Origin of the sequence: Pseudomonas sp. 22515 (genome assembly GCF_052044625.1) — a bacterium.
In the GTDB taxonomy this organism is placed as follows: domain Bacteria; phylum Pseudomonadota; class Gammaproteobacteria; order Pseudomonadales; family Pseudomonadaceae; genus Aquipseudomonas; species Aquipseudomonas alloputida.
Genome location: NZ_JBQENN010000002.1, coordinates 116,512 through 138,459 on the forward strand (window position 1 = coordinate 116,512; position 21,948 = coordinate 138,459).

At 61.2% G+C, this 21,948-nt stretch carries 18 protein-coding genes and 3 pseudogenes; 8 read left to right on the plus strand and 13 right to left on the minus strand.

The window, feature by feature from the left end:
* Nucleotides 1–3: 3 nt before the first annotated feature.
* The 3 genes from ACTJJN_RS03120 to ACTJJN_RS03130 are packed head-to-tail and all read right to left on the minus strand — an operon-like array spanning nt 4 to nt 2,220.
* Complete coding sequence (locus tag ACTJJN_RS03120; RefSeq protein WP_054888930.1) at nt 4–417, minus strand: hypothetical protein; 414 nt, start codon at nt 415–417, stop codon at nt 4–6.
* A gap of 2 nt (nt 418–419) precedes the next feature.
* Nucleotides 420–1,775: an acetyl-CoA carboxylase biotin carboxylase subunit gene (accC, locus tag ACTJJN_RS03125; protein WP_054888931.1), complete on the minus strand. Its 1,356-nt coding sequence runs from the start codon at nt 1,773–1,775 to the stop codon at nt 420–422.
* Between the two features lie 4 nt (nt 1,776–1,779).
* Entirely contained in the window at nt 1,780–2,220 is a 441-nt protein-coding gene (locus ACTJJN_RS03130) for an acetyl-CoA carboxylase biotin carboxyl carrier protein (protein WP_054888932.1), read from the minus strand.
* Between the two features lie 296 nt (nt 2,221–2,516).
* Between ACTJJN_RS03130 and ACTJJN_RS03135 the strand changes: the two genes are divergently transcribed.
* Complete coding sequence (locus ACTJJN_RS03135; RefSeq protein WP_054888933.1) at nt 2,517–3,854, plus strand: OprD family porin; 1,338 nt, start codon at nt 2,517–2,519, stop codon at nt 3,852–3,854.
* Nucleotides 3,855–4,214: 360 nt separating this feature from the next.
* On the opposite strand, the gene ACTJJN_RS03140 is transcribed toward ACTJJN_RS03135, so the two are convergent.
* The 3 genes from ACTJJN_RS03140 to ACTJJN_RS03150 form a co-directional block, all read right to left on the minus strand.
* Nucleotides 4,215–4,892 (minus strand): DsbA family protein, encoded by a 678-nt coding sequence (locus ACTJJN_RS03140; RefSeq protein WP_004576451.1) that lies wholly within the window; start codon nt 4,890–4,892, stop codon nt 4,215–4,217.
* 673 nt (nt 4,893–5,565) lie between these two features.
* Nucleotides 5,566–6,081, minus strand: coding sequence for a DUF4880 domain-containing protein (locus tag ACTJJN_RS03145; protein ID WP_440780929.1), 516 nt, complete (start codon nt 6,079–6,081; stop codon nt 5,566–5,568).
* A gap of 448 nt (nt 6,082–6,529) precedes the next feature.
* Nucleotides 6,530–6,829, minus strand: coding sequence for a DUF6124 family protein (locus ACTJJN_RS03150; protein ID WP_003251328.1), 300 nt, complete (start codon nt 6,827–6,829; stop codon nt 6,530–6,532).
* A gap of 130 nt (nt 6,830–6,959) precedes the next feature.
* On the opposite strand from ACTJJN_RS03150, the gene ACTJJN_RS03155 reads away from it, so the two are divergent.
* Nucleotides 6,960–7,613 carry a LexA family protein gene (locus tag ACTJJN_RS03155; RefSeq protein ID WP_003251326.1) on the plus strand — a complete coding sequence of 218 codons (654 nt, stop codon included), beginning with the start codon at nt 6,960–6,962 and terminating at the stop codon, nt 7,611–7,613.
* Nucleotides 7,614–7,678: 65 nt separating this feature from the next.
* Nucleotides 7,679–8,344 carry a LexA family transcriptional regulator gene (locus tag ACTJJN_RS03160; protein WP_014755936.1) on the plus strand — a complete coding sequence of 222 codons (666 nt, stop codon included), beginning with the start codon at nt 7,679–7,681 and terminating at the stop codon, nt 8,342–8,344.
* 147 nt (nt 8,345–8,491) lie between these two features.
* Here the strand turns inward: ACTJJN_RS03160 and ACTJJN_RS03165 are convergent, their stop codons facing one another.
* Genes ACTJJN_RS03165 through ACTJJN_RS03180 form a run of 4 tightly spaced genes read right to left on the minus strand, consistent with a single transcriptional unit; the run spans nt 8,492 to nt 14,050 of the window.
* Nucleotides 8,492–10,444 carry an acetyl/propionyl/methylcrotonyl-CoA carboxylase subunit alpha gene (locus tag ACTJJN_RS03165; protein WP_440780931.1) on the minus strand — a complete coding sequence of 651 codons (1,953 nt, stop codon included), beginning with the start codon at nt 10,442–10,444 and terminating at the stop codon, nt 8,492–8,494.
* On the minus strand, nt 10,441–11,256 hold the full coding sequence (locus tag ACTJJN_RS03170) for a gamma-carboxygeranoyl-CoA hydratase (protein ID WP_440780933.1): 816 nt from the start codon (nt 11,254–11,256) through the stop codon (nt 10,441–10,443). The genes ACTJJN_RS03165 and ACTJJN_RS03170 overlap by 4 nt, the downstream gene beginning before the upstream one ends.
* Nucleotides 11,257–11,259: 3 nt before the next feature.
* Nucleotides 11,260–12,867 (minus strand): carboxyl transferase domain-containing protein, encoded by a 1,608-nt coding sequence (locus ACTJJN_RS03175; protein WP_088512502.1) that lies wholly within the window; start codon nt 12,865–12,867, stop codon nt 11,260–11,262.
* A gap of 19 nt (nt 12,868–12,886) precedes the next feature.
* Entirely contained in the window at nt 12,887–14,050 is a 1,164-nt protein-coding gene (locus ACTJJN_RS03180; protein WP_440780935.1) for an isovaleryl-CoA dehydrogenase, read from the minus strand.
* A gap of 320 nt (nt 14,051–14,370) precedes the next feature.
* On the opposite strand from ACTJJN_RS03180, the gene ACTJJN_RS03185 reads away from it, so the two are divergent.
* The 3 genes and pseudogenes from ACTJJN_RS03185 to ACTJJN_RS03195 all read left to right on the plus strand — a co-directional run.
* On the plus strand, nt 14,371–16,053 hold the full coding sequence (locus ACTJJN_RS03185; protein WP_440780936.1) for an AMP-binding protein: 1,683 nt from the start codon (nt 14,371–14,373) through the stop codon (nt 16,051–16,053).
* Nucleotides 16,054–16,170: 117 nt separating this feature from the next.
* Nucleotides 16,171–16,341, plus strand: a pseudogene (locus tag ACTJJN_RS03190) (IS5/IS1182 family transposase); the annotation flags it as partial.
* Nucleotides 16,341–16,445: pseudogene (locus ACTJJN_RS03195) on the plus strand (IS5/IS1182 family transposase); the annotation flags it as partial. The pseudogenes ACTJJN_RS03190 and ACTJJN_RS03195, both read left to right, overlap by 1 nt.
* Before the next feature lie 46 nt (nt 16,446–16,491).
* On the opposite strand, the gene ACTJJN_RS03200 reads toward ACTJJN_RS03195, so the two are convergent.
* Nucleotides 16,492–17,349, minus strand: coding sequence for an RHS repeat-associated core domain-containing protein (locus tag ACTJJN_RS03200; RefSeq protein ID WP_440780937.1), 858 nt, complete (start codon nt 17,347–17,349; stop codon nt 16,492–16,494).
* Between the two features lie 337 nt (nt 17,350–17,686).
* Between ACTJJN_RS03200 and ACTJJN_RS03205 the strand changes: the two are divergent.
* A pseudogene (locus tag ACTJJN_RS03205) lies at nt 17,687–18,118 on the plus strand (AMP-binding enzyme); the annotation flags it as partial.
* Nucleotides 18,119–18,197: 79 nt separating this feature from the next.
* Here the strand turns inward: ACTJJN_RS03205 and ACTJJN_RS03210 are convergent.
* The gene (locus ACTJJN_RS03210; protein WP_155295216.1) at nt 18,198–19,043 is read right to left on the minus strand and encodes an RHS repeat-associated core domain-containing protein; all 846 of its coding nucleotides are present in this window, start codon (nt 19,041–19,043) and stop codon (nt 18,198–18,200) included.
* Between the two features lie 518 nt (nt 19,044–19,561).
* The gene (locus ACTJJN_RS03215) at nt 19,562–19,723 is read right to left on the minus strand and encodes a hypothetical protein (protein ID WP_440780938.1); all 162 of its coding nucleotides are present in this window, start codon (nt 19,721–19,723) and stop codon (nt 19,562–19,564) included.
* A 139-nt stretch (nt 19,724–19,862) separates the two neighbouring features.
* On the opposite strand from ACTJJN_RS03215, the gene ACTJJN_RS03220 reads away from it, so the two are divergent.
* Nucleotides 19,863–21,881, plus strand: a complete 2,019-nt coding sequence (locus tag ACTJJN_RS03220) for an alpha-1,4-glucan--maltose-1-phosphate maltosyltransferase (protein WP_440780940.1) — start codon at nt 19,863–19,865, stop codon at nt 21,879–21,881.
* Nucleotides 21,882–21,948: the final 67 nt, after the last annotated feature.

Below are 21,948 nucleotides of genomic sequence, written 5' to 3' on the forward strand. Positions count from 1 at the left end.
GGGTCAAGCTCCTGTTCCGGTCATTGCCAACAGCGGTTTGCCGTAGTCCACCAGTTGCCCTTCGGCGACCAGGTAGTCGCCGGCGGTGCCTTCGATATCCGCTGTCACCACCAACAACTGCTCGCCCACTGCCAGCACTCCGATCACGTCACCGGCGCGTACCGCCTGGCCAGGGCTGACCTGGGGCGTGTCGCGGCTGGGGTGGCGGGCGTGAAAGAATCCGCAGCCCTTGGCTGTGATGCTGGCCGCAGGCACGGCCGCTGGCGGCTGTGGCGCGATGGCCGCAGGTGGCGCGGGGGGCGGCGCGCCAACGCTGCGTTGCAGGCGGATTTCGAATGCCGGAGCCTTGAGCTCGATGCGGGCCAGCCCGGCCGCGCTCATCCAGCCGATCAACTGGCGGAGTTTGTCGATGTGCATGTTCAGTTCCCTGCCTGGCGGGTTTTGAGCCAGTGCTCCAGGTGATGGATGTCCACCGCACCCTCGATGAAGGCCGGGTCTTGCAGAATGTTGCGGTGCAACGGCAGGTTGCTGGCGATGCCTTCGATGCGAAACTGGGCCAACGCGGTGCGCATGCGCGCCATGGCCTGCTCGCGGGTGGCGCCATGGGTGATCAGCTTTGCGATCATCGAGTCGTAGTACGGCGGCACGCGGTAGCCGGTGGTGACGTGGGTGTCGACCCGCACTCCGATGCCGCCGGGTATGTCCCAACGGCTGACGGTGCCCGGTGTGGGGATGAAGGTGTGCGGGTCTTCGGCGTTGATCCGGCACTCCAGGGAGTGGCCGTGGGTGATGATCTGCTCCTGGCGCAGCTCCAGAACTTCGCCTCGGGCCACGCGTAGCTGCTGCTCGACGATGTCGATACCGGTGGTCAGCTCGGTGACCGGGTGCTCGACCTGCAGGCGCGTGTTCATCTCGATGAAGTAGAACTCACCGTCCTCGAAGAGGAATTCGAAGGTGCCCACGCCTTGATAGCCGATATGCCTGCAGGCCTGGACGCAGCGTTCACCCACCCGGGCCAGTACGTCAGGCTCGATCCCCGGCGCTGGCGCTTCTTCCAGCACCTTCTGGTGCCGGCGTTGCAGCGAGCAGTCGCGGCTGCCCAGCCACACACCGTTGCCGTGGCGGTCACACAGCACCTGTATTTCCACATGGCGCGGGTGGCCGAGGAACTTCTCCATGTACAGCTCGGGGTTGCCGAAGGCGCGGCGTGCCTCCTCGCGGGTGACGCTGACGGCCTGGCCCAGCTCCTGCTCGCTGTGCACCACGCGCATGCCACGCCCGCCACCTCCGCCGGCAGCCTTGATGATGACCGGGTAGCCGATTTCGGCGGCGATGCTGCAAACCGTATCGAGCTCCGCAGGCAATGCCCCCTCTGGCCCCGGCACGCAAGGGACGCCTGCTTCACGCATGGCGCGCTTGGCGGCAACCTTGTCGCCCATGCGGCGGATGCATTCGGCATCGGGCCCGATAAAGGTCAGGCCGGCGGCGCTGACGGCCTCGCTGAAGGCGGCATTTTCCGAAAGAAAGCCATAGCCTGGATGCACTGCCTGTGCGCCCGACGCCTGCGCAGCTTGCAGCAGCGCCGTGGCGTCCAGATAGCTTTGCGCCGGTGCGGCAGGGCCGATACACAGCGCCAGGTCGGCCTGCTCCAGGTATGCCGCGCCAGCATCTCCCTGGGAGTAGACCATGACCGTCTCAAGGCCTAGTTGATGGCAGGCGCGCTGGATGCGCAGGGCGATTTCGCCGCGGTTGGCGATCAATACGCGTTTGAACATACCTTCAGCCTCCAATGCGCACGACGGGCTGGCCCGCGTCGACTTCGCTGCCAGCTTCTGCCAGCAGGGCCTCGACCACCCCAGCGCGGGGAGCCTGGATCTGATGGAACATTTTCATGGCCTCGACGATGCACAGCACTGCGCCGGCTTCGACCTGTTGGCCGACTGTGACGAAGGACGCCTCTCCGGGGGCTGGAGTCAGGTGCAAGATGCCGTACAGCGGTGAGGGAATGTCCTGGCTGAGTGCGGCTGCCGGTGCTGGCGGTTTGGCCTGGGCCAGAGTCGTAGCTACGGTTAGCCCAGCGAGTGCCGGCGACGGGGTGTTCTGGACCATGTCCGCCTGGCGCGCCAGGGTCAGGGTGCTGCCTGCTTCGCTCAGGGTGAGCTCACTCAGGTCGCTGGCCTGAAGCAGATCTATCAAAGATTTGATGCGCTGTTGTTCCATTCGCAGGGCCTCTCACGGCAGGGCGTCGATTGCGTCTGGGCAAACTGTAAGAGCAGGCCGTGGTACTGCACCAAGAGGGTTTGTGAGTGGGGTAATAAGGGCGACTTATGACGCCTCGGTCATAAGGGAAAGTTATCCAGCCAGAACGAAGTTGTCTTGGCGACGCCGATTCCCGATTGCGTAGCGTGTATTGGCCGTCTGACAACAACGCCCGGGCCTCGATTAGAACGGGACGGCACCTTTGCTTCGCTTCTGCCTGCCGACATCCGATCAATTTGGGCTTGGGGAATTTGCTGATGATGAAGTACCCGTTGGGCGTACTTGGGCTGGTTGTGGCCCAAGGCGGCTATGCCGCCGGTTTTATCGACGACAGTCACGCGACGTTGCTGCTGCGCAACTTCTTCAGCCAGGCGGACAACCGCGACGGCGCCGCTGACCCGAACTACACCCAGGAGTGGGGCCAGGGGTTCGTGCTCAACTACAGCTCCGGTTTTACCGAAGGGCCAGTGGGCGTCGGCGTCGATGCGGTGGGCATGCTCGGCGTTCGCCTGGACTCGGGCAAGGGCCGGCACTACAACCCCACCAGCACCGCCAGCAACGGCAACATCTTCCCCACCGACAGCGACGGGCGCGCCGTCAGCGAGTTTTCCAGCCTGGGGCCGACGCTAAAGGCGCGGGTGGGCAATACCGTGTTGCGCTACGGGACATTGCAGCCGCAACTGCCGGTACTGTTCGCCAGCGATCGTTTGGTGTTCCAGACTTTCCGTGGTGTTCAGGTCGAGTCCAAGGACATCGACAACCTGACCCTCACCGCCGGACGTATCGACCGCGTCAAGGAGCGTGGGTCGACTGATTGGGAAGGCTTGTCTATCGCTGGTGCCAACGCCACTGCCGACCCGGTCAACCCGACCGTCAACACCACGCGCAGCACCCATGTGAACGAGTTCTGGTTTGGCGGTGGTCGCTACAAGGTTTCCGATGACCTGATGCTGCAGTACTACTACGCCAACCTTACGGACTTCTACAAACAGCACTTCCTGGGCGGGGTGTACGGCGTGAACCTCGGCCCCGGCCGGCTGACCACCGACGTCCGTTTCTGGGACAACCGTTCGGACGGGCGCAACAGCCACGATCCTGAATACTTCAGTAGCGGCTACTACGGTGATGGCCGTACCCGTGGCAAAGTCGACAGTCGCCTGAGCAGTGTGCTGTTCACCTATGCCGTAGGCGCCCACACGATTGCCACCGGCTACCAGCAGGTAGATGGCGACAGTGATGCGGTGTGGGTCAATGAAGGGGCCGGGACCACCAGTTATTTCTTCACCGAGACCATGTCGGGCAAGTTCCAGCGTTCGGGTGAACGCACCTGGCAGCTCCGCTACCAGTACAACCTCGCTGCCCTCGGTGTCCCCGGCGGGACCTTTAAGACCAATTTCTACAAGGGCGGCAACATCCAGACGGCCAGCGGCGACAAGCAGGAATGGGCCCGTGACATGACCCTCGGCTATGTCGTGCAGAGCGGGCCGGCCAAGGACTTGAGTGTGCAGCTGCGTTATGGCGTATTTCGAACCGACATGCAGCGTGATACCGACGAATATCGTGTGATTGTGGATTATCCGGTCGATCTGTTCTGATTATGCGGTTCAGCGAATGCTGACCAGCAGGCGTTCGAGGAGCATTGAGCTCGATAGGTAAGGCGGTTGCCTTGCGGCTGTGCCTATCTTGCCATCAGGCAGCAATGAGTCCAGAATCAAGGCTGTCCCTGTCTCAGGGATAGCTGAAAACCTATAGATTTCAACAGCTCGCAAGCCCGATGCGAGTCTCGTTTCCCGCTCCAAATAAAGATCTACAGGTTTCACTCGAAGTCTGTAAGTCGTTGAAAAAAGGCCCTTCGGGGCCTTTTTTCGTTCGAATGCATTCTGCCTCAATCCCCTCCCTCCACGAAATTCAAGTACAAACACCACAACGCGGCGCCCTGGCCGTGACGCCGTGGGCTACCTGGACATATCGCTGATCACGTCAGCGGGCATTTCAAAAATCTCGGGTGCGCTCAACAGGTCCACTGCGGACAGCAAGGCATCGGGATCGATTGGGTCTTCCAGGATCAGGGTGTGCTGGGTGTGATTGTCGGTCAGGCGCAGCGTGGGGGTGGCGTTGAATCCGTTCTCCAAGGCTTGCGCTTTTTGCGTGTCCACGACTTGGGCAGCCCGTTCGCCGGCCAGGCAGCGTTGCAGGGACGGGCCGATGTCCGGATAGTCGTGTCCAGCAGCCAACCCACGGCCGTTGCCTTGGGTATGCAGGTAGACCCAGAGCATCGCCCCCCAAACGCCTTCGCGACCCTCTCGCTGGCCCATGCATTCGATCAGTCGCGCTTCCCGACTGGCGGCCGGTTCATGCTGGGGGAGGGGCAGGTGATGCCAGGCCAGGTTGACGTGATCGTTGGTGACGATCCAGCGCTGCAATTGCGGCAGGTAGGCCTGGCAGTGCGGGCATTCAAGTTCGGCGTAGAGGGTGAGGGTGAAGCGCGCTTCGGGGTTGCCGTAGATCCGCGGCGGGCCATCATCGGCGGTGGAGCGAAAAGGTAGCGGCAGCCACCAGCACAGTGCCAAAACCGCGGCTGCGAGCCAGCCGCAGGCCCACTTTAGGTTGGTTGCACTCATCCGTTTGCGCATGTTGTTGCTCCTGGCAATTCCAGATCGAACGGCTCGAAACCGGTGCGCCGTCTCCATCCTGAGTCATGCGGATGGCGGCATCGAGTCCACTGATGCCGAGTTGCTGCATGAGGCTATGACGCTGGCTTGCTCTTCAGGTTCCGTCATCGCCAGTGCCAGATATGAACGGGTGGCACGGTGCGGAACAACGGCTCCACCTTTGTTTCAACGATGGACGCCGCGGGGTTAAACGCTTTCGATCGAAGTGGCGCCGCGGCGGTTTGGAAGTAAATTCACACAATCTCCCTCTACCCCTTGAAACGCATAGCCTGCAGGCAGCATGCGTCAGCGCAGGTGCAAGCCTGAACCTGGGAAGCCCTGCTCAATCAGCCAGCTTTTCTGAGCTTCGGTTTTGCTGGCGAGGGGATTCGCGGTTTGATTCCTCAGGTAGGCCAAGGCGAATCGGGCAAGCGGCTGAAGCGTTACTCTCTGGTCCTGGGCCCTTGTCTTGCGTATCTGGATTGACGCACGAATCAACGGATTTTCCAGGCGATGACGGCGAGCAGATGATTGTGCAGGTTCTTAAGGAGCATGGCATTCTCGCTGATGTTTGCCATTTCCACTTTGGACCGCCCCCTATCCTGAGCGAGTTTACTGGGTGCAGTACGGACAGTCCGACTTGCCTAAGCGCTGATCAAGCCCAGAACCCAACCAGCACCAACGCCGCCAAGCCCAGCCCGACCGCAACCGAGCAGCCGCCCAGCGACAGCGCCGCCCGGCCTTGCCGATACCAGCCGTCATGGCCCAGTTGCCGTGCCGGCACCAGCAGGCTGCGCCACCGCAGTTCCGTATCGTGAAACGCTTGCAAGTTTGCCGTATCGGCATCCAGCCAGCGGCGGAAGTCGATACGCTCGCACGCCGTCACCTGCGGGCTCTGCAAGCGCACATACCATTGCCCGGCCACGCTCGCCAGCACATCCCGGCGCGAGCGGCCAGCCTGCAGCGCCTGGCCCATGTTGCGCTCGATAGTCGCCAGTGGCAGGTCAAGGCGCGCAGCGATGCTGGCGAAGTCCAGCTGATCGAGGCGGTTGAGCAGAAATACTTGCTGTACGCGCCGTGGTAGCCGCTTCAGTGCATGCAGCAGGGCATCGTCGGCATCGTGCTCGGCAGCAGGAGTGGGGTGCTCAAGGGGCAGCAGCAGACGGGTCATGGACAGCTCCTTGCTCTGTAAAGGGGAGGAGGGGGCATCTTCCTTGATGCGGAAACAGCGTAGGTGAAACGAGATTGATTCTCAAGTGCTGATTCCGCAAAGTTTTGTAACGAGCGTTCACGCCCTGAAACACCTTTGCTATCATGCGCGCCATCACGATCTTCATTAGCCTGAAGAGCCAAAAAAAAGACCCGGCAAAAAAGCCGGGTCAAAAACCGTGATTAGCCTGATGAGGAGATAATCTGAGAGCGACCTAAGCTTTCAGGTTATCCAGCGGATCTCGCGATCAGCTGAGTGCAATAATAATCGTTATCATTTGCCAGTCAAATGAATTTTCGCTAATCCGGTAAAAAAGTTTTACCGGCGCGCTTCCTTGTCCCGGCAATCGGGGCCTTTGCCGTTACCTGGCCATCACGTTCTCTCCCTTCTTTTTTATCTATAAACCCGCTCACTCGGTGCGTTTGTGCTCCAGCAGTGCGCGAGCCATGTCCATCATGTGCATCAACGCGAACGTCAGTTCTCGCTGGCTGCCGTGCTGGTGAGTGGCGGTTTCCTGGGCGGTGGCCGCAGCGCAGCGCAGCAGGGCGATGGCGTGTTCCTGGGCCTGGTCGCCGGTTACGCCTTCGTGCAGGGTCCAGATTCTGTTGTCCAGGGTGGGCCGCGGTGGGTTGGGGTTGAGGTAATAGTCGAGCGCGCGGCGTGCGGCTTCGCTGTCGAGATCTGTTTCGTCGTTTTTCGATGGTTTCATGGCAATACCTGCTGATTTCCCTTCAAGCACACTGGAATCACAGAATAGGTCAAGCTGTACTATGTAGTGCCAAATAAATAATTCAGATTGTGTATTGCAGCGGTTAATACAGTCCGTATTGTTGCCGCTCATGGAAAACTGGAACGCATTTCTCAAGCGCTACAAGCGCGAACATAACCTCAGTCAGCTCCAACTGGCCGAGCGCCTGGGCATGACGCAGGGGGGCGTGGGGCATTGGCTGCGTGGCACGCGTCGGCCGACACTGGAAACCATCAATGAAAAGCTGGAGAAGCTTGGGCTGGTGTTTCTGGAAGCCCAGGTCATGGTGGTCGAGCGCGACATCGTGCGTGAAGCGCAAGGGCTCTATACGGCCGAGCAGCCGGTTTCAGCCGAGGCGCTGCTCTATGCCAGCTTCCGCTTCCCGGTGCTGAGTTGGGCTGACCTGCAGGGGCCATTGCCTGAAACGAGCACGTCCCATGAGCAGACGGACTATATGCCCGCCGGCAATGCGTTCTGGCTGGTGGTGGAAAACGACTCGATGAACGCGGCCAGTGGTAAGAGCGTGCCCGAGGGCATGCGCGTGCTGGTGGATACCGGGCTGGAGGCACAGCCCGGCAGGTTGGTCATTGCACGGCAGCCGGGGCGCCCGGCGGTATTGCGGCAGTTGGTCGAAGAGGGTGGAGACAAGATGCTCAGGCCACTGAATACGCGCTATCCGACGGTTTTGTGTGAAGAAGGCTGCGCGTTTCTGGGAGTGGTGGTGCGGGTACATGGGGCCTTCTAGGCTGCCGGATTGCTGCGAAGCTGTGTCACGCCACAAGGCCGCTATACGTGAGGGGCATGCCAGCCATGAACATGGATAAGTGGATTGCCCTCGTTCGCGACCGGATGGAGGAATTAGGGCTTACCCAAGAGCAGCTTGCCGAGCGCGTAGGCGTGTCGCAAGGCAGTGTAGGACATTGGGTGAACAAGCGGCGCCAACCGAAGCTCGAGTCGATGAACCGCACTTTGGTTGAGATTGGCATGCCCCACTACTGCGTCCGCTTGCAATTGCGTATTCACGGGCAGGCTGATGGCGAACGTTGTGTTTCTGGGGTGGATGACGATGATGACGAACCCGACCTCATGCGATACATCGTCTGCTTCCGTTACCCGGTGCTGGGTTGGAGTGAGTTAGAGGCTGCAACGGCTGTAGAGCCTGCTGTTTTCGAGCAGACTGACTACCTGGCACAGGGCAAGGCGTTCTGGCTAACCGTGGAAAACGATGCCATGAGCGCTGTCAGTGGCCGCAGTGTGCCGCAGGGCATGCGGATGCTGGTGGACCCAGGTGTAGAGGCTGAGGCGGGGCGTTTGGTTATCGCTCGTCAGCCCGGCAAACCGGCGATTTTCCGCGAGCTGGCCGAGGAAGGTGGGCAGCGTTATCTGAAGGCATTGAACAGTAACTACCCGGCGCTGTTGTGCGAAGAGGGTTGCGAATTTCTTGGGGTGGTCGTGCGGGTGCATGGGGCCTTTTGAAAGGGTTTGAGTAGCGGCGGCAACGGTAAACGGCGGATGGAGATTGGCCAGCAGGCACGGCCTCTTCGCGGGTGAACCCGCTCCTACGGGCTGTTGCAGTGGCAGCCTTGTGTTGCGTTAGGGCCGCAAAGCGGCCCTCCGGCACCGTTATTCCACCAGTTCGACCAGCACAGTCCCTTCGCTGACCATGTCCCCCTCCAGGCAGAACAGCGCCTTCACTGTGCCGGCATGCGGCGCACGAATGCTGTGCTCCATCTTCATGGCCTCCAGTACCACCAGCGCAGTACCGGCTTCCACCACCTGCCCAGGTTCGACCAGCACCCGCACGATACTGCCGTTCATGGGCGCACCCAGCCCACCCTGATGGCTGTGGCTGGCTTCGGCCTCGGCAATCGGGTCGAAGGCTTCGATGGCATGCATTTCGCCATCCCAGTGCAGGTACAGCGTGCCACCCCGACGGATTGCCAGATGTTGGCGACGCACGCCGTTCTGGTCATGCACCAACTGCTCACCTTGCAGCTGCCAGGTAGAAGCAGCGCTGCGTTCCAGGGCCACGGCCTGATCGTGCCCAGCACTCACCAGATGCAAGCTGCTGCGTGCCGGCAGGCCCAAGCGCAGTCCATTACGCCCGCTCCACGGCGAATGGCGATCGTCTTCGCGCTGATGCCCCGCCTGGCCCTGCAGCCAGGCTTCGGCTGCCGCCTCCCAAAAGCCAGCCGGCAGCGCACGTGGCGCCGGCAGCAGCACATCCTGGTGGCGGGGAATGAAGCCGGTGTCCAGCTCTGCCGCCGCGAACGCAGGGTGCGCGAGAATGCGGCGCAGGAAGGCGATGTTGGTCTTCAATCCGCCAATGGCAAACTCGTCGAGCATGGCCAGCAAGCGCAGGCGTGCCTGTTCGCGGTTTTCACCCCAAGCAATCAGCTTGCCCAGCATCGGGTCGTAGAACGGCGACACCACATCGCCTTCGCTGACCCCGCTGTCCACCCGCCGGCCTTCGCCAGGTGCCGATTCACGGTACAGCGCCAATTTGCCGGTCGCGGGTAAAAAATCGTTGGCCGGGTCTTCGGCATACAGGCGCACTTCGATGGCATGGCCGAACAGCGGCACCTGTTCCTGTGTGATCGGCAGGGCTTCGCCGCAGGCCACGCGAATTTGCCAGGCAACAAGGTCCAGGCCGGTGATGGCCTCGGTGACCGGGTGTTCCACCTGCAGGCGGGTGTTCATCTCCATGAAGAAGAATTCGCCACGTGCATCAAGCAGAAACTCCACGGTGCCAGCACCCACGTAACCGATAGCCTGGGCGGCACGCACCGCCGCTTCGCCCATGGCCCGGCGCAGTTCGGGCGACAGGCCGGGGGCAGGGGCCTCTTCCACCACCTTCTGATGGCGACGCTGAATGGAACAGTCGCGTTCGTTAAGGTACAGGCAGTTGCCGTGCTGGTCGGCAAACACCTGGATTTCGACATGGCGCGGCTTGAGCACGTACTTTTCCACCAGCATGCGCGCATCGCCGAACGATGACTGTGCCTCACGCTGGGCCGACGCCAGGGCGTCGGCCAACTGGCTTTCTTCCTCGACCACTTTCATGCCCTTGCCACCGCCGCCAGCGCTGGCCTTGAGCAGCACCGGGTAGCCGATGCGTTCGGCCGCGGCGCGGAAGGTGTCCAGGTCTTGGGCCTCGCCATGGTAGCCCGGTACCAACGGCACGCCGGCGGCCTCCATCAGCGCCTTGGCTGCCGATTTGCTGCCCATGGCGTCGATGGCGCTGGCCGGTGGGCCGAGGAAGATCAGCCCGGCCTGCTCGATGGCGCGGGCGAAACCTGCGTTCTCGGACAGAAAGCCATAACCTGGGTGGATGGCCTGGGCGCCGCTGGCCTTGGCGGCGGCCAGCAGCTTGTCGACCAGCAGGTAGCTTTCGGCAGCCTTGCTGCCGCCCAGGTCGACGCGGATGTCGGCTTCGCGGCTGTGACGGGCGTCACGGTCGGTGGCGCTGTGCACGGCGACAGTGGTCAGGCCCATGGCCTTGGCGGTGCGCATCACCCGGCAAGCGATTTCGCCGCGGTTGGCGACCAGCAGGGTGGTCAAAGCGGGGCGGCTCATGGGCGCGGCTCCTTCTTGTCAACGGTTTGCCAGGCAGGGCGGCGTTTTTCCAGGAAAGCGCGCAGGCCCTCCTGGCCTTCGGCGCTGACGCGGATACGGGCGATGGTGTTTTCGCAGTAACGGCGCAGGGCCGGGCTGAGTTCGCCGTCGTCCACTTCGCGCAGCAAGTCCTTGGTGGCGCGCAATGCTTGTGGGCTGTTCTGCAGCAGGTTGCTTACCCAGGCTTCGACGTGGTCGTCCAGTTCGCTGGCGGGGTACACCTCGGCCAGCAGGCCCAGCTCGCGGGCGCGCACGCCAGTGAAACGCTCGGCGGTGAGGGCGTAGCGGCGCGCGGCGCGTTCGCCAATGGCCTTGACCACGAACGGGCTGATGACCGCCGGTGCCAAGCCGATGCGCACTTCCGACAGGCACAGCTGGGCGTCTTCGGCGCCGATGGCCATGTCGCAGCAGCTGATCAGGCCCAGCGCGCCGCCAAAGACTGCGCCTTGCACCACGGCCAGGGTCGGGGCCTTGAGGCGATGCAGGGCGTACATCAGCTCGCCCAGTTCGTGGGCATCATCCAGGTTGGTGTTGAAGTCCAGTTGCGCCGACTGCTGCATCCAGGCCAGGTCGGCACCGGCGCTGAAATGCCGGCCACGGCCACGCAGCAGCACAAAGCGCAGGCTGGCGTCTTCGGCCAACTGGTCGATGGCCACGATCAGCTCGCGGATCATCTGCGCGTTGAAGGCGTTGTTCTTGTCCTCGCGGCTTAACCACAGGGTGGCAAAGCCGCGCGGGTCGCGGATCACTTCAAGGGTGCTGAAATCGCTCATGGGTCACATCCGGAAAATGCCGAAGCGGCTCTGTTCGATCGGCGCGTTCAGCGCGGCAGACAACGCCAGGCCGAGGACGTCGCGGGTCTGTGCCGGGTCGATGACGCCGTCGTCCCACAGGCGGGCGCTGGAATAATAGGGGTGGCCCTGACGCTCGTACTGGTCGAGGATCGGCTGCTTGAGCCTGGCTTCGTCTTCGGCACTGAATGGCTGGCCGGTGCGTTCGCTCTGCTCGCGCTTGACCTGTGCCAGCACCCCGGCGGCCTGTTCGGCGCCCATCACGCCAATCCGTGCGTTGGGCCACATCCACAGGAAGCGCGGGTCGTAGGCGCGGCCGCACATGCCGTAGTTGCCGGCGCCAAAGCTGCCGCCGATGATCACCGTGAACTTCGGCACCTGGGCGCAGGCCACGGCGGTGACCAGTTTGGCGCCGTGCTTGGCGATGCCGCCTTCTTCGTATTTCTTGCCGACCATGAAACCGGTGATGTTCTGCAGGAACAGCAAAGGGATGCCGCGCTGGCAGGCCAGTTCGATGAAGTGCGCGCCTTTTTGCGCGGCTTCGGCGAACAGGATGCCGTTGTTGGCCAGGATGGCCACCGGGTAGCCGTGCAGGTGGGCGAAGCCGCACACCAGGGTGGTGCCGAACAGCGCCTTGAATTCATCGAACACCGAGCCATCGACCAAGCGGGCGATCACTTCGCGCACGTCGAACGGTTGCTTGGCATCCGCCGGTACCACGCCGTACAGCTCGTCGGCTGCATACAGCGGCGCCACTGGGGCCAATCGCTGCAGCTTGCCGAGCTTGTGCCAGTTGAGGTTGGCTACACTGCGTCGCGCGATGGCCAGGGCGTGTTCGTCGTTGTCGGCATAATGGTCGGCGACGCCGCTGGTGCGGCAATGCACATCGGCGCCCCCCAGGTCTTCGGCGCTCACCACTTCGCCGGTAGCGGCTTTTACCAGCGGCGGGCCGGCGAGGAAGATGGTCGCCTGCTGGCGCACCATGATCGCTTCGTCGGCCATAGCCGGCACGTAGGCGCCGCCAGCGGTGCACGAGCCCATCACCACGGCGATCTGCGGGATGCCTTGCGCGCTCATGTTGGCCTGGTTGAAGAAGATGCGCCCGAAATGCTCGCGGTCGGGGAACACTTCGTCCTGGCGTGGCAAGTTGGCGCCGCCGGAGTCCACCAGATAGATGCACGGCAGGCGGTTCTGCAGGGCGATGGTTTGTGCACGCAGGTGCTTCTTCACCGTCAGCGGGTAGTACGAACCGCCTTTTACCGTGGCGTCGTTGGCCACGATCATGCATTCCACGCCTTCCACGCGGCCGATGCCGGCAATCACGCCCGCCGCTGGCACGTCTTCGCCGTACACCTCATGGGCGGCCAACTGGCCGATTTCGAGGAACGGCGAGCCCGGGTCCAGCAGGCGGTCGATACGCTCGCGCGGCAGCAGTTTGCCACGCGAGGTATGCCGTTCCTGGGCCTTGGGCCCGCCGCCCTGGGCAACCTGGGCGAGCAAGCCGCGCAGGGCCTGGACCTGTTCGAGCATGGCCGCGCTGTTGACGGCAAATTCTGCCGAACGCGGGTTGATCTGGGTGTGCAAGGTAGCCATGTGCGCCCGTCCCTTATGTTCAGCGGGTTTCGTTGAACAGTTCGCGGCCGATCAGCATCCGGCGGATTTCGCTGGTGCCGGCACCGATTTCGTACAGCTTGGCGTCGCGCAACAGGCGGCCAGCCGGGAATTCGTTGATATAGCCGTTGCCGCCAAGAATCTGGATCGCCTCCAGGGCCATTTGCGTGGCGCGCTCGGCGGTGTACAGGATCACCCCGGCAGCATCCTTGCGGGTGGTCTCGCCACGGTCGCAGGCCTGGGCCACGGCATACAGGTAGGCGCGGCTGGCGTTCAGCTGGGTGTACATGTCGGCAATCTTGCCCTGGATCAGCTGGAACTCGCCGATGCTCTGGCCGAATTGCTTGCGGTCGTGGATATACGGCACCACCAGGTCCATGCAGCTTTGCATGATGCCGGTCGGGCCGCCGGACAGCACCACACGTTCGTAGTCCAGGCCGCTCATCAGGACGCGCACGCCGCCGTTAAGCTGGCCCAGAATGTTCTCTGCCGGCACTTCCACACCGTCGAAGAACAACTCGCAGGTGTTGGACCCGCGCATGCCCAGCTTGTCGAACTTGTTGCTGCGGCTGAAGCCTTTCCAGTCACGCTCGACGATGAACGCGGTGATGCCGTGCGCACCCTTGTCCAGGTCGGTCTTGGCGTAAATCACGTAGGTGTTGGCGTCGGGACCGTTGGTGATCCAGGTCTTGCTGCCGTTGAGCACGTAGTGATCGCCGCGTTTTTCTGCGCGCAGTTTCATCGACACCACGTCGGAGCCGGCATTGGGCTCGCTCATGGCCAAGGCGCCGATGTGCTCGCCGCTGATCAGCTTGGGCAGGTACTTGAGCTTCTGCTCATGGGTGCCGTTGCGGTTGATCTGGTTGACGCACAGGTTGGAATGGGCGCCGTAGGACAGCGCCACCGAGGCGGAGCCACGGCTGATTTCTTCCATCGACACCACATGGGCCAGGTAGCCCAGGCCAGCGCCACTGTACTCTTCCGGTACGGTGATGCCCAGCAGGCCCATGTCACCGAACTTGCGCCACATGTCGGCGGGGAACAGGTTGTCGTGGTCGATCTGCGCGGCCCTTGGGGCCAGTTCAGCGGCGACGAAGGTGCGCACCTGGTCGCGGAGCATGTCGATGGTCTCGCCCAGGGCGAAGTTCAGGGAGGGGTAATGCATGCTGGGGCACCTTCTTGTTCTTGAAATTGGGTTACACCATAGCTTGGGATCCAGCCCCGCCCCCTGTGGGAGCGGGCATGCCCGCGAATACGTCNGCAGGGTCACCGTCATTACCTGATCGGTCGCATTCGCGGGCAAGCCCGCTCCCACAGGGGTCGGCGTGGCGCCTCAAGTGGGTGTCGTTCATCACCTTTACGTTAACGTAAACCTGCGTAAGGTCACTGTCAATCCACTCGTCACCTTTACGTAAACGTAAATCTGCGCCAGAGTATTCCCGCTTGCTTCAGCCGTGCCCAAAACAACCACAAGAAGGGACACCCATGAGTCAACCGAGCTATACCCGCGGTCGCCAGGACCGACCCTTGCTGACCCAGACCATCGGCCAGGCCTTCGATGCCACCGTGGCCCGCTGTTGCAACAGCGAGGCCCTGGTGTCCCGCCACCAGGGCCTGCGTTACAGCTGGCGGCAGTTGGCCGAACAGGTCGAAATACACGCCCGCGCGCTGATCGCACTGGGCGTGAACACCGGCGACCGTGTTGGCATCTGGTCGCCTAACTGCGCCCAGTGGTGCATCTTGCAGCTGGCCAGTGCCAAGGTCGGTGCCATCCTGGTCAACATCAACCCGGCCTACCGTGTGGGCGAACTGGAATACGTGTTGCGTCAGTCCGGCTGCCGCTGGCTGGTCTGCGCTGAAGCCTTCAAGACGTCTGATTACCACGCCATGGTGCAGGCGCTGGTACCTGAGCTTACCAGCGCCCGGCCTGGTGAGCTGGCCAGTGAATGCCTGCCCCAGTTGCGTGGCGTCATCAGCCTGGCCGCCAACCCGCCTGCCGGCTTCCTGCCCTGGCACGCATTGGCCGAGCGGGCAGGGCAGACGTCTGCCGAAGCCTTCACCGCCCGTCAGCAAAGCCTGCAATTCGACCAGCCGGTGAACATCCAGTACACCTCAGGCACCACCGGTGCGCCCAAAGGTGCCACGCTCAGTCACTACAACATCCTCAACAACGGTTTCATGGTGGGTGAAAGCCTAGGCCTGACGGCCCGCGACCGTATGGTGATCCCGGTGCCGCTGTACCATTGCTTCGGCATGGTCATGGCCAACCTCGGCTGCATCACCCACGGCAGCACCATGATCTACCCCAACGACGCCTTCGACGCCGAGCTCACCCTGCGCGCCGTGGCCGAGGAGCGTGCCAGCATCCTGTACGGCGTGCCGACCATGTTCATCGCCATGCTCGATCACCCATCGCGTGCGCAGATGGACCTGTCGACCCTGCGCAGCGGCATCATGGCCGGCGCCACCTGCCCGATCGAGGTGATGCGCCGGGTCATCGACCAGATGCACATGGCTGAAGTGCAGATCGCCTACGGCATGACCGAAACCAGCCCGGTGTCACTGCAGACCGGCCCGGACGACGACCTGGAGCTGCGCGTGACCACCGTCGGGCGCACCCAGCCGCAGCTGGAAAACAAATTGGTGGACGCCGATGGCTGCATCGTCGCCCGCGGTGAGATCGGCGAGCTGTGCACCCGCGGCTATAGCGTGATGCTGGGCTACTGGGACAACCCCCAGGCCACGGCGGATGCCATCGACCCGGCCGGCTGGATGCATTCGGGTGACCTGGCGGTGATGGACGTGCAGGGCTATGTGCGCATCGTCGGGCGCAACAAGGACATGATCATTCGCGGCGGCGAGAACATTTACCCGCGTGAGCTGGAAGAGTTTTTCTACACCCACCCGGCGGTGGCCGATGCGCAGGTGATCGGCATTCCGTGCAGCCGCTATGGCGAAGAGATCGTCGCCTGGATCAAGCTGCACCCTGGGCACAGCGCCACGGCCGAGGAGCTGCAGGGCTGGTGCAAGGCGCGCATTGCCCACTTCAAGGTGCCGCGGTATATCCGTTTCGTTGACGAATACCCGATGACGGTGACAGGCAAGGTGCAAAAATTCAGGATGCGTGAGATCAGTGTCGCAGAAATTTCGGCTGTTTCTGCAGGTTGATGCACTGGGTTATCCGGCCTCTTCGCGGGTGAACCCACGATGAGGCCAAGCCACGCCAGCATCAGATTCCGGATCTATTACATTGGCTCGATATTGAGGTCACTGCATGCCAGGAAAATGGCGATGTTGCGCGTGCACCTGATGTAGAACTGGTTCGGTTACAGCGATCCTGCGATGGAGGAAGCGCCGTACGAAACCCCCATCCTCAACTTCCGTCGTCTGCTGGAGAACCATAAGTTGGCGTACGTAATTCTGGCCGTGATCAACGGCCACCTGGGGGATCGCGGCGAGGATTGTCAGAGAATGCGGCGCAGATGGTGACGCTGTTTGCCCTGTCGAATCTGTGGATGGCCCGCCGACATTTGCTGGCCAACGCAGCAGAGGTGTGCCTGGCGCTTTTGAAATCGGCAGATACTGCAGTCAGCCAGAAATGTATGACTACTTCAGACTATCCTTAACTCCGCGGTAAAGTGGTGAATCACCGACATCGAGCAATAATTTAGCGTCCCTTATTGCCCATTGTGCCAGCAACAGGGGTGTATCCCTTATCCCCTCAATATGGTACCCAGGATGGTACCAGTGGCTCTGATGTTCCCGGTACGGAGCGTAGGCACGTATCAATGCTGAATCGAGGGTGCTCAGGTATTTTCTATGCGCATCGGTTAAAATAACATCATCAGCATACCGTCGCTTCTGGCCGACTAATACATTCTTCATATGGTCTGTAAACGCCTCAGTACTAGCCTTGATGAGCTTTTCCCGGACGAAGGGGTTTCTACGAACGGCGGTATTATCCAATTTTTTCAGATCCTTTGTCACGGCATTGAATAGATCAACTTCATGATTTAAGAGGCCCAGAGCGATATCGACTCCCTGCACCTTCTCATTCTCCCGCATTGCGTTCCTATAGGATTTTACTTGATGCGATGTGTTGCCAATACCAAATTGGCCTTTCGCGGTGACCCTCCCAGGACGAGGGGTGTTCCCAGTCCGCCCAATCGGCACTCCGGCTGTGCCCTGGGGGTCGCCGTAGTTAACAGGGTCGCCATTACAATAGGCATACGCGTTCAGTCCACCGAGCCCAAACGGGCTCAGGCTATCGGGGCTGGAGAATCGCATTAACCCGGGAAAGAATGCCCGATAGCCCTGGCCTAAGTGGTAGCAATTGGCGTGAATATCAAACGGAACACCATTGAAACCAGTGGCGATGGCCGCGTCGCCGATCCCCCCACTGTGGCCATAGGGGGTAAAGCATATCGGCAGAGGGCTTTGAGTGTGTGGCGTTGATGGGGGCATTCATGACTCCTTTGCTTCGCGCAGTTGTCGGCTTGCTTCTTGAAAGTGCTGTGATTTCGCCTCGGTCTATGTACGGCCAAGCCAAGCCGCTTTTAGTAGGGTAATCACGGGAAGCATACTCTAAAGTAGAGCACCTGTGCTGCTGGCAGAAATGTCAGTTGTATTGAACTCTGTGTAAATCCTAGGCTAATGGATTTAATAGCTGTCGCGACTCAGTGATCCAGTAACGGTCACTCGTAGCGGCGAGCACAGTTAAACCGCGTCAACATGGATGATGTGCTGGGCTGTCCGGCCCCTATTTCGCGGTTAAACGTGCACACAATGATCGCGCTCGACCCAGGCCACCGCGGACGCTATCGACCCGGCCGGCTGGATGCATTCGGGTGACTTGGCGGTGATGGACGAGCAGGGCTATGTGCGCATCGTCGGGCGCAACAAGGACATGATCATTCGCGGCGGCGAGAACATTTACCCGCGTGAGCTGGAAGAGTTTTTCTACACCCACCCGGCGGTTGCCGATGCGCAGGTGATCGGCATTCCGTGCAGCCGCTATGGCGAAGAGATCGTCGCCTGGATCAAGCTGCACCCGGGGCACAGCGCCACGGTCGAGGAGCTGCAGGGCTGGTGCAAGGCACGCATTGCCCACTTCAAGGTACCGCGGTTTATCCGTTTCGTTGACGAATACCCGATGACGGTGACAGGGAGGGTGCAAAAGTTCCGGATGCGTGAGATCAGTGTCGCGGAGTTTATGGTGGGATCGACCGAGTAACGGTGTAGCGGTGCCGGTCCGCAGGGCAAGACTCGCGAATGGCCGGCACAGCTAGCCCGTTTTGGTCAAGCCATCCTAACTAAGACCAGGGTTCCCGATGCTGCAAGGAACTACGAACAAAACTTAGATGTTCCATTAACTTTCTATGTTGCTCCTGGGGGCTGTAAGAGGCGTCGCCGAAGTAACTAGGGTTTTGAATTTTTCTTACCTCTGCTTCTATTCTGTCAAGGTTGGATATATCTGCTTTGGTTAGCAAGCTATCGTTTCGATAATCGGTAGCTTTTCCATCCATGATGTTTTCAGCCTGTTCCAAATATCTTTCTGTTGTGATGCGTTTGACGATTCTGGGCGTTACACCGGTTTTGAAGGGGTCTGAGGCTGCTGCTGCTGCGGTTAAATCCCCAGGTGCTAAATATTGGCCTACTTTTTCTACTAGATCGGGCTTCTTGTCTAAAAGACCCTCCATTACGCGTAGGCCGTTTTTCATAGCTATCAATCTGAGCCGTGCAGTTTCTTCAGGGCTTTGGCCGGGGAGCTGTACATTCTGCTTGTTAAAATTAACGTTTATATTTGGTTTTTTGAAAAAGATTTTGTATGCCCAATTCAGGGGGCGTAAAGCGAGATGAGCGAGTCGAGCGAAAGCAACGGCTCCACTTGGGTCTGTGCGGTTGACTGGATCGCCATTGCAATAGGCGTAGCTATTAATTCCTCCACGTCCAAAGGGGCTAATACGATCCGGGGAGATGAATCTCATTAGTGTAGGGCTGAAGGCGCGATAGCCTTGTCCCAAATGGTAGTAATGTGCGTGAGGGTCAAAATGTGCGCCATTAAAGCCGGTTAGGCGAGGTTTCAGGGTCAGCGCTTTGCTGTACCCGTAAACGCAGTAGCTGACATGGGTGTCAGGGGTGATAGTGTTGGCTGGCATGGTATTACCCCGTGTGAAAATCAATATTGTCGAAAACTTCAGTCTAGTAATGAGGCGTCTGACAAATTTTATTGGCGCTGAATAGGTGGTGTTCATCGGTTCGGCGAGTTCACGAGTTTGAGCAACAAGGCGGTGGTCGTTCTCCTGACGGGTGTTGTGTGGTTTATATAACGCAAGCAGCGATCTTACGAAACTGGTAAAAATAACAGTTATAAAAGGGGGCTGCAGATCCCGCGTTGCGCGGGCCTCGAGAATAATTGCCCTGATTGGGCGAAGTGCATACCGCCGCACACTAAGCGTATAGCGTAATTCAAGCAGCGATAACGTATAGTCCAGATTGCCCGGGATGAACCTGCGGCGCCAAACTGCGAAAGTTGGCCCCTCACGTCATCCCGTGCTACCTGATGTAATCGCGCGCTTCTGACATGACTCAACCACCTCCGGTTTGAGGAGGCCCGATGATCATGCGAGCTCCAGTTGAACGCAACTGACAGACATATCAGTTTCGTGGTCTACCCTTAAGCCTTCACCGGTGGCTCCTGACTCGGCGGGTCACCAACCGTCGGCGGCACGGTCGGCTTGATCGGCAGCTCGTCCGGGTCATCTTCCGGTACGGGTGGCGGCAAGCTCGGGTCGTCGATGTTGGGATCGGGTGTCTCCGGTGGAATGGGAATGTTCATGGCCTGACCTCGCGTGGGTGGGTGAAGAGGTGCTGTAGGCTCTGACCGCTGGCAGCTGCCGTTCGCTCAATTATTTTGAACCCCCCGCCTGTGCCCGGCTCTGAACCCTTACCGCCACCAGCCTGAGGGAGCAAGGCCGATGTCACGAAACGAGCCCTTTGAAAGCGTGCCCATGGCGAACGATCACCCCGACCAGGCCATTAGCCTGGCCCAGGCGCTGTTGGCGCCACGCATCGTGATCGAAGACACCCAACCCGTGCTCGACGCTGGCAGCTTCGCCGCCAAGGCCGTCAGCGGCCAGCCTGTGGCAGTCAGCACCAAGGCCTACAGCGACGGCCACGACCGCCTGGCGGTGATGCTCAACTGGCGCCAGGCGCACAGCAGGCGCTGGCATTGCGTGTCGATGCAGGCGGCGGGCAACGACCTGTGGCAGGCCGAATTCACCCCCACCGAGCTGGGCCCGCACCGGTTCAGTATCGAGGCCTGGATCGACCCATTTGCTACCTATTGCCACGACCTGGAGAAGAAGTACCACGCCGGCGTCGAGGTGAAACTGGAGCTGGAAGAAGGCCGTTTGATGCTGGGCAAAGGCCTCGAGCTGTGCAGCGGCGCCCTGCGCGAGGCGCTCGAGGCCTTGCAGCAGCGCCTGCCCACGCTCAGTATCGATGACCAGGTGGCTTTGTTTCTCGACCCGACCACCGCCCGCCTGATGGGCGAAGCCGAACACCGCAGCTACCTGACCCGCAGCCCTGAGTTTCCCATTGATGTCGACCGTCCGGCCGCCCTGTTCGCCAGCTGGTACGAGCTGTTCCCGCGCTCCATTACCGACGACCCGCAGCGCCACGGCACCTTCAACGACGTGCACGAACGGCTGCCGATGATCCGCGACATGGGCTTCGACGTACTGTACTTCCCGCCCATCCACCCCATCGGCATGCAGCATCGCAAGGGCCGCAACAACGCCCTCAAGGCCGAGCCGGGCGACCCGGGCAGCCCTTATGCCATCGGCAGCCCGGAAGGCGGGCACGAGGCCATTCACCCGCAACTGGGCAGCCGCGATGACTTCCGCCGTCTGGTGGCCGCAGCGGCGGAACACGGCCTGGAAATTGCCCTCGATTTCGCCATCCAGTGCTCCCAGGACCACCCCTGGCTCAAGGAGCACCCGGGCTGGTTCAGCTGGCGCCCGGACGGCACCATCCGCTACGCTGAAAACCCGCCGAAAAAGTACCAGGACATCGTCAACGTCGATTTCTATGCGCCGGAGGCCGTGCCCTCGCTTTGGCTGGCCCTGCGCGATGTGGTGGTCGGCTGGGTCGAGGAGGGCGTAAAGACTTTCCGCGTCGACAACCCGCACACCAAGCCGCTGCCGTTCTGGCAATGGCTGATCGCCAATGTGCGCAGCCAGCACCCCGACGTCATCTTCCTTGCCGAAGCCTTTACCAAACCGGCGATGATGGCGCGCTTGGGCAAGGTCGGCTACGCACAAAGCTATACCTATTTCACCTGGCGCAACCACAAGCAGGAGCTGCGCGAATATTTCGAGCAGCTCAACCAGCCGCCGTGGAGCCAGTGCTACCGGCCCAACTTCTTCGTCAACACGCCGGACATCAACCCGTTCTTCCTGCACACCTCCGGCCGCGCAGGTTTCCTTATCCGTGCCGCGCTGGCGACCATGGGCTCAGGCTTGTGGGGCATGTATTCGGGCTTCGAGCTGTGTGAGGGCACGCCGTTGCCGGGCAAAGAGGAGTACCTGGATTCGGAGAAGTACGAAATCCGCCCACGCGACTTCACCCAGCCCGGCAACATCATCGCCGAGATCGCCCAGCTCAACCGCATCCGCCGGCAGAACCGCGCCTTGCAAACCCACCTGGGCGTGGCCTTCTTCAATTGCTGGAACGACAACATCCTGTACTTCGCCAAGCGTACGCCCGAGCGGGACAACTACATCCTGGTGGCCGTCAGCCTGGACCCGCACAACGCCCAGGAGGCGCACTTCGAGTTGCCCCTGTGGGAATTGGGGCTGGACGACAACGCCGAAACCCAGGGTGAAGACCTGATGAACGGCCACCGCTGGTCGTGGTACGGCAAGACCCAATGGATGCGCATAGAGCCCTGGCACCTGCCGTTCGGCATCTGGCGCATCGCGAAAGCCGGGTAAAACCGGTCTGTAGCCTTTTCCCCTGTGGGAGCGGGCACGCCCGCGAACACCGGCAGAGCCGGTGCCA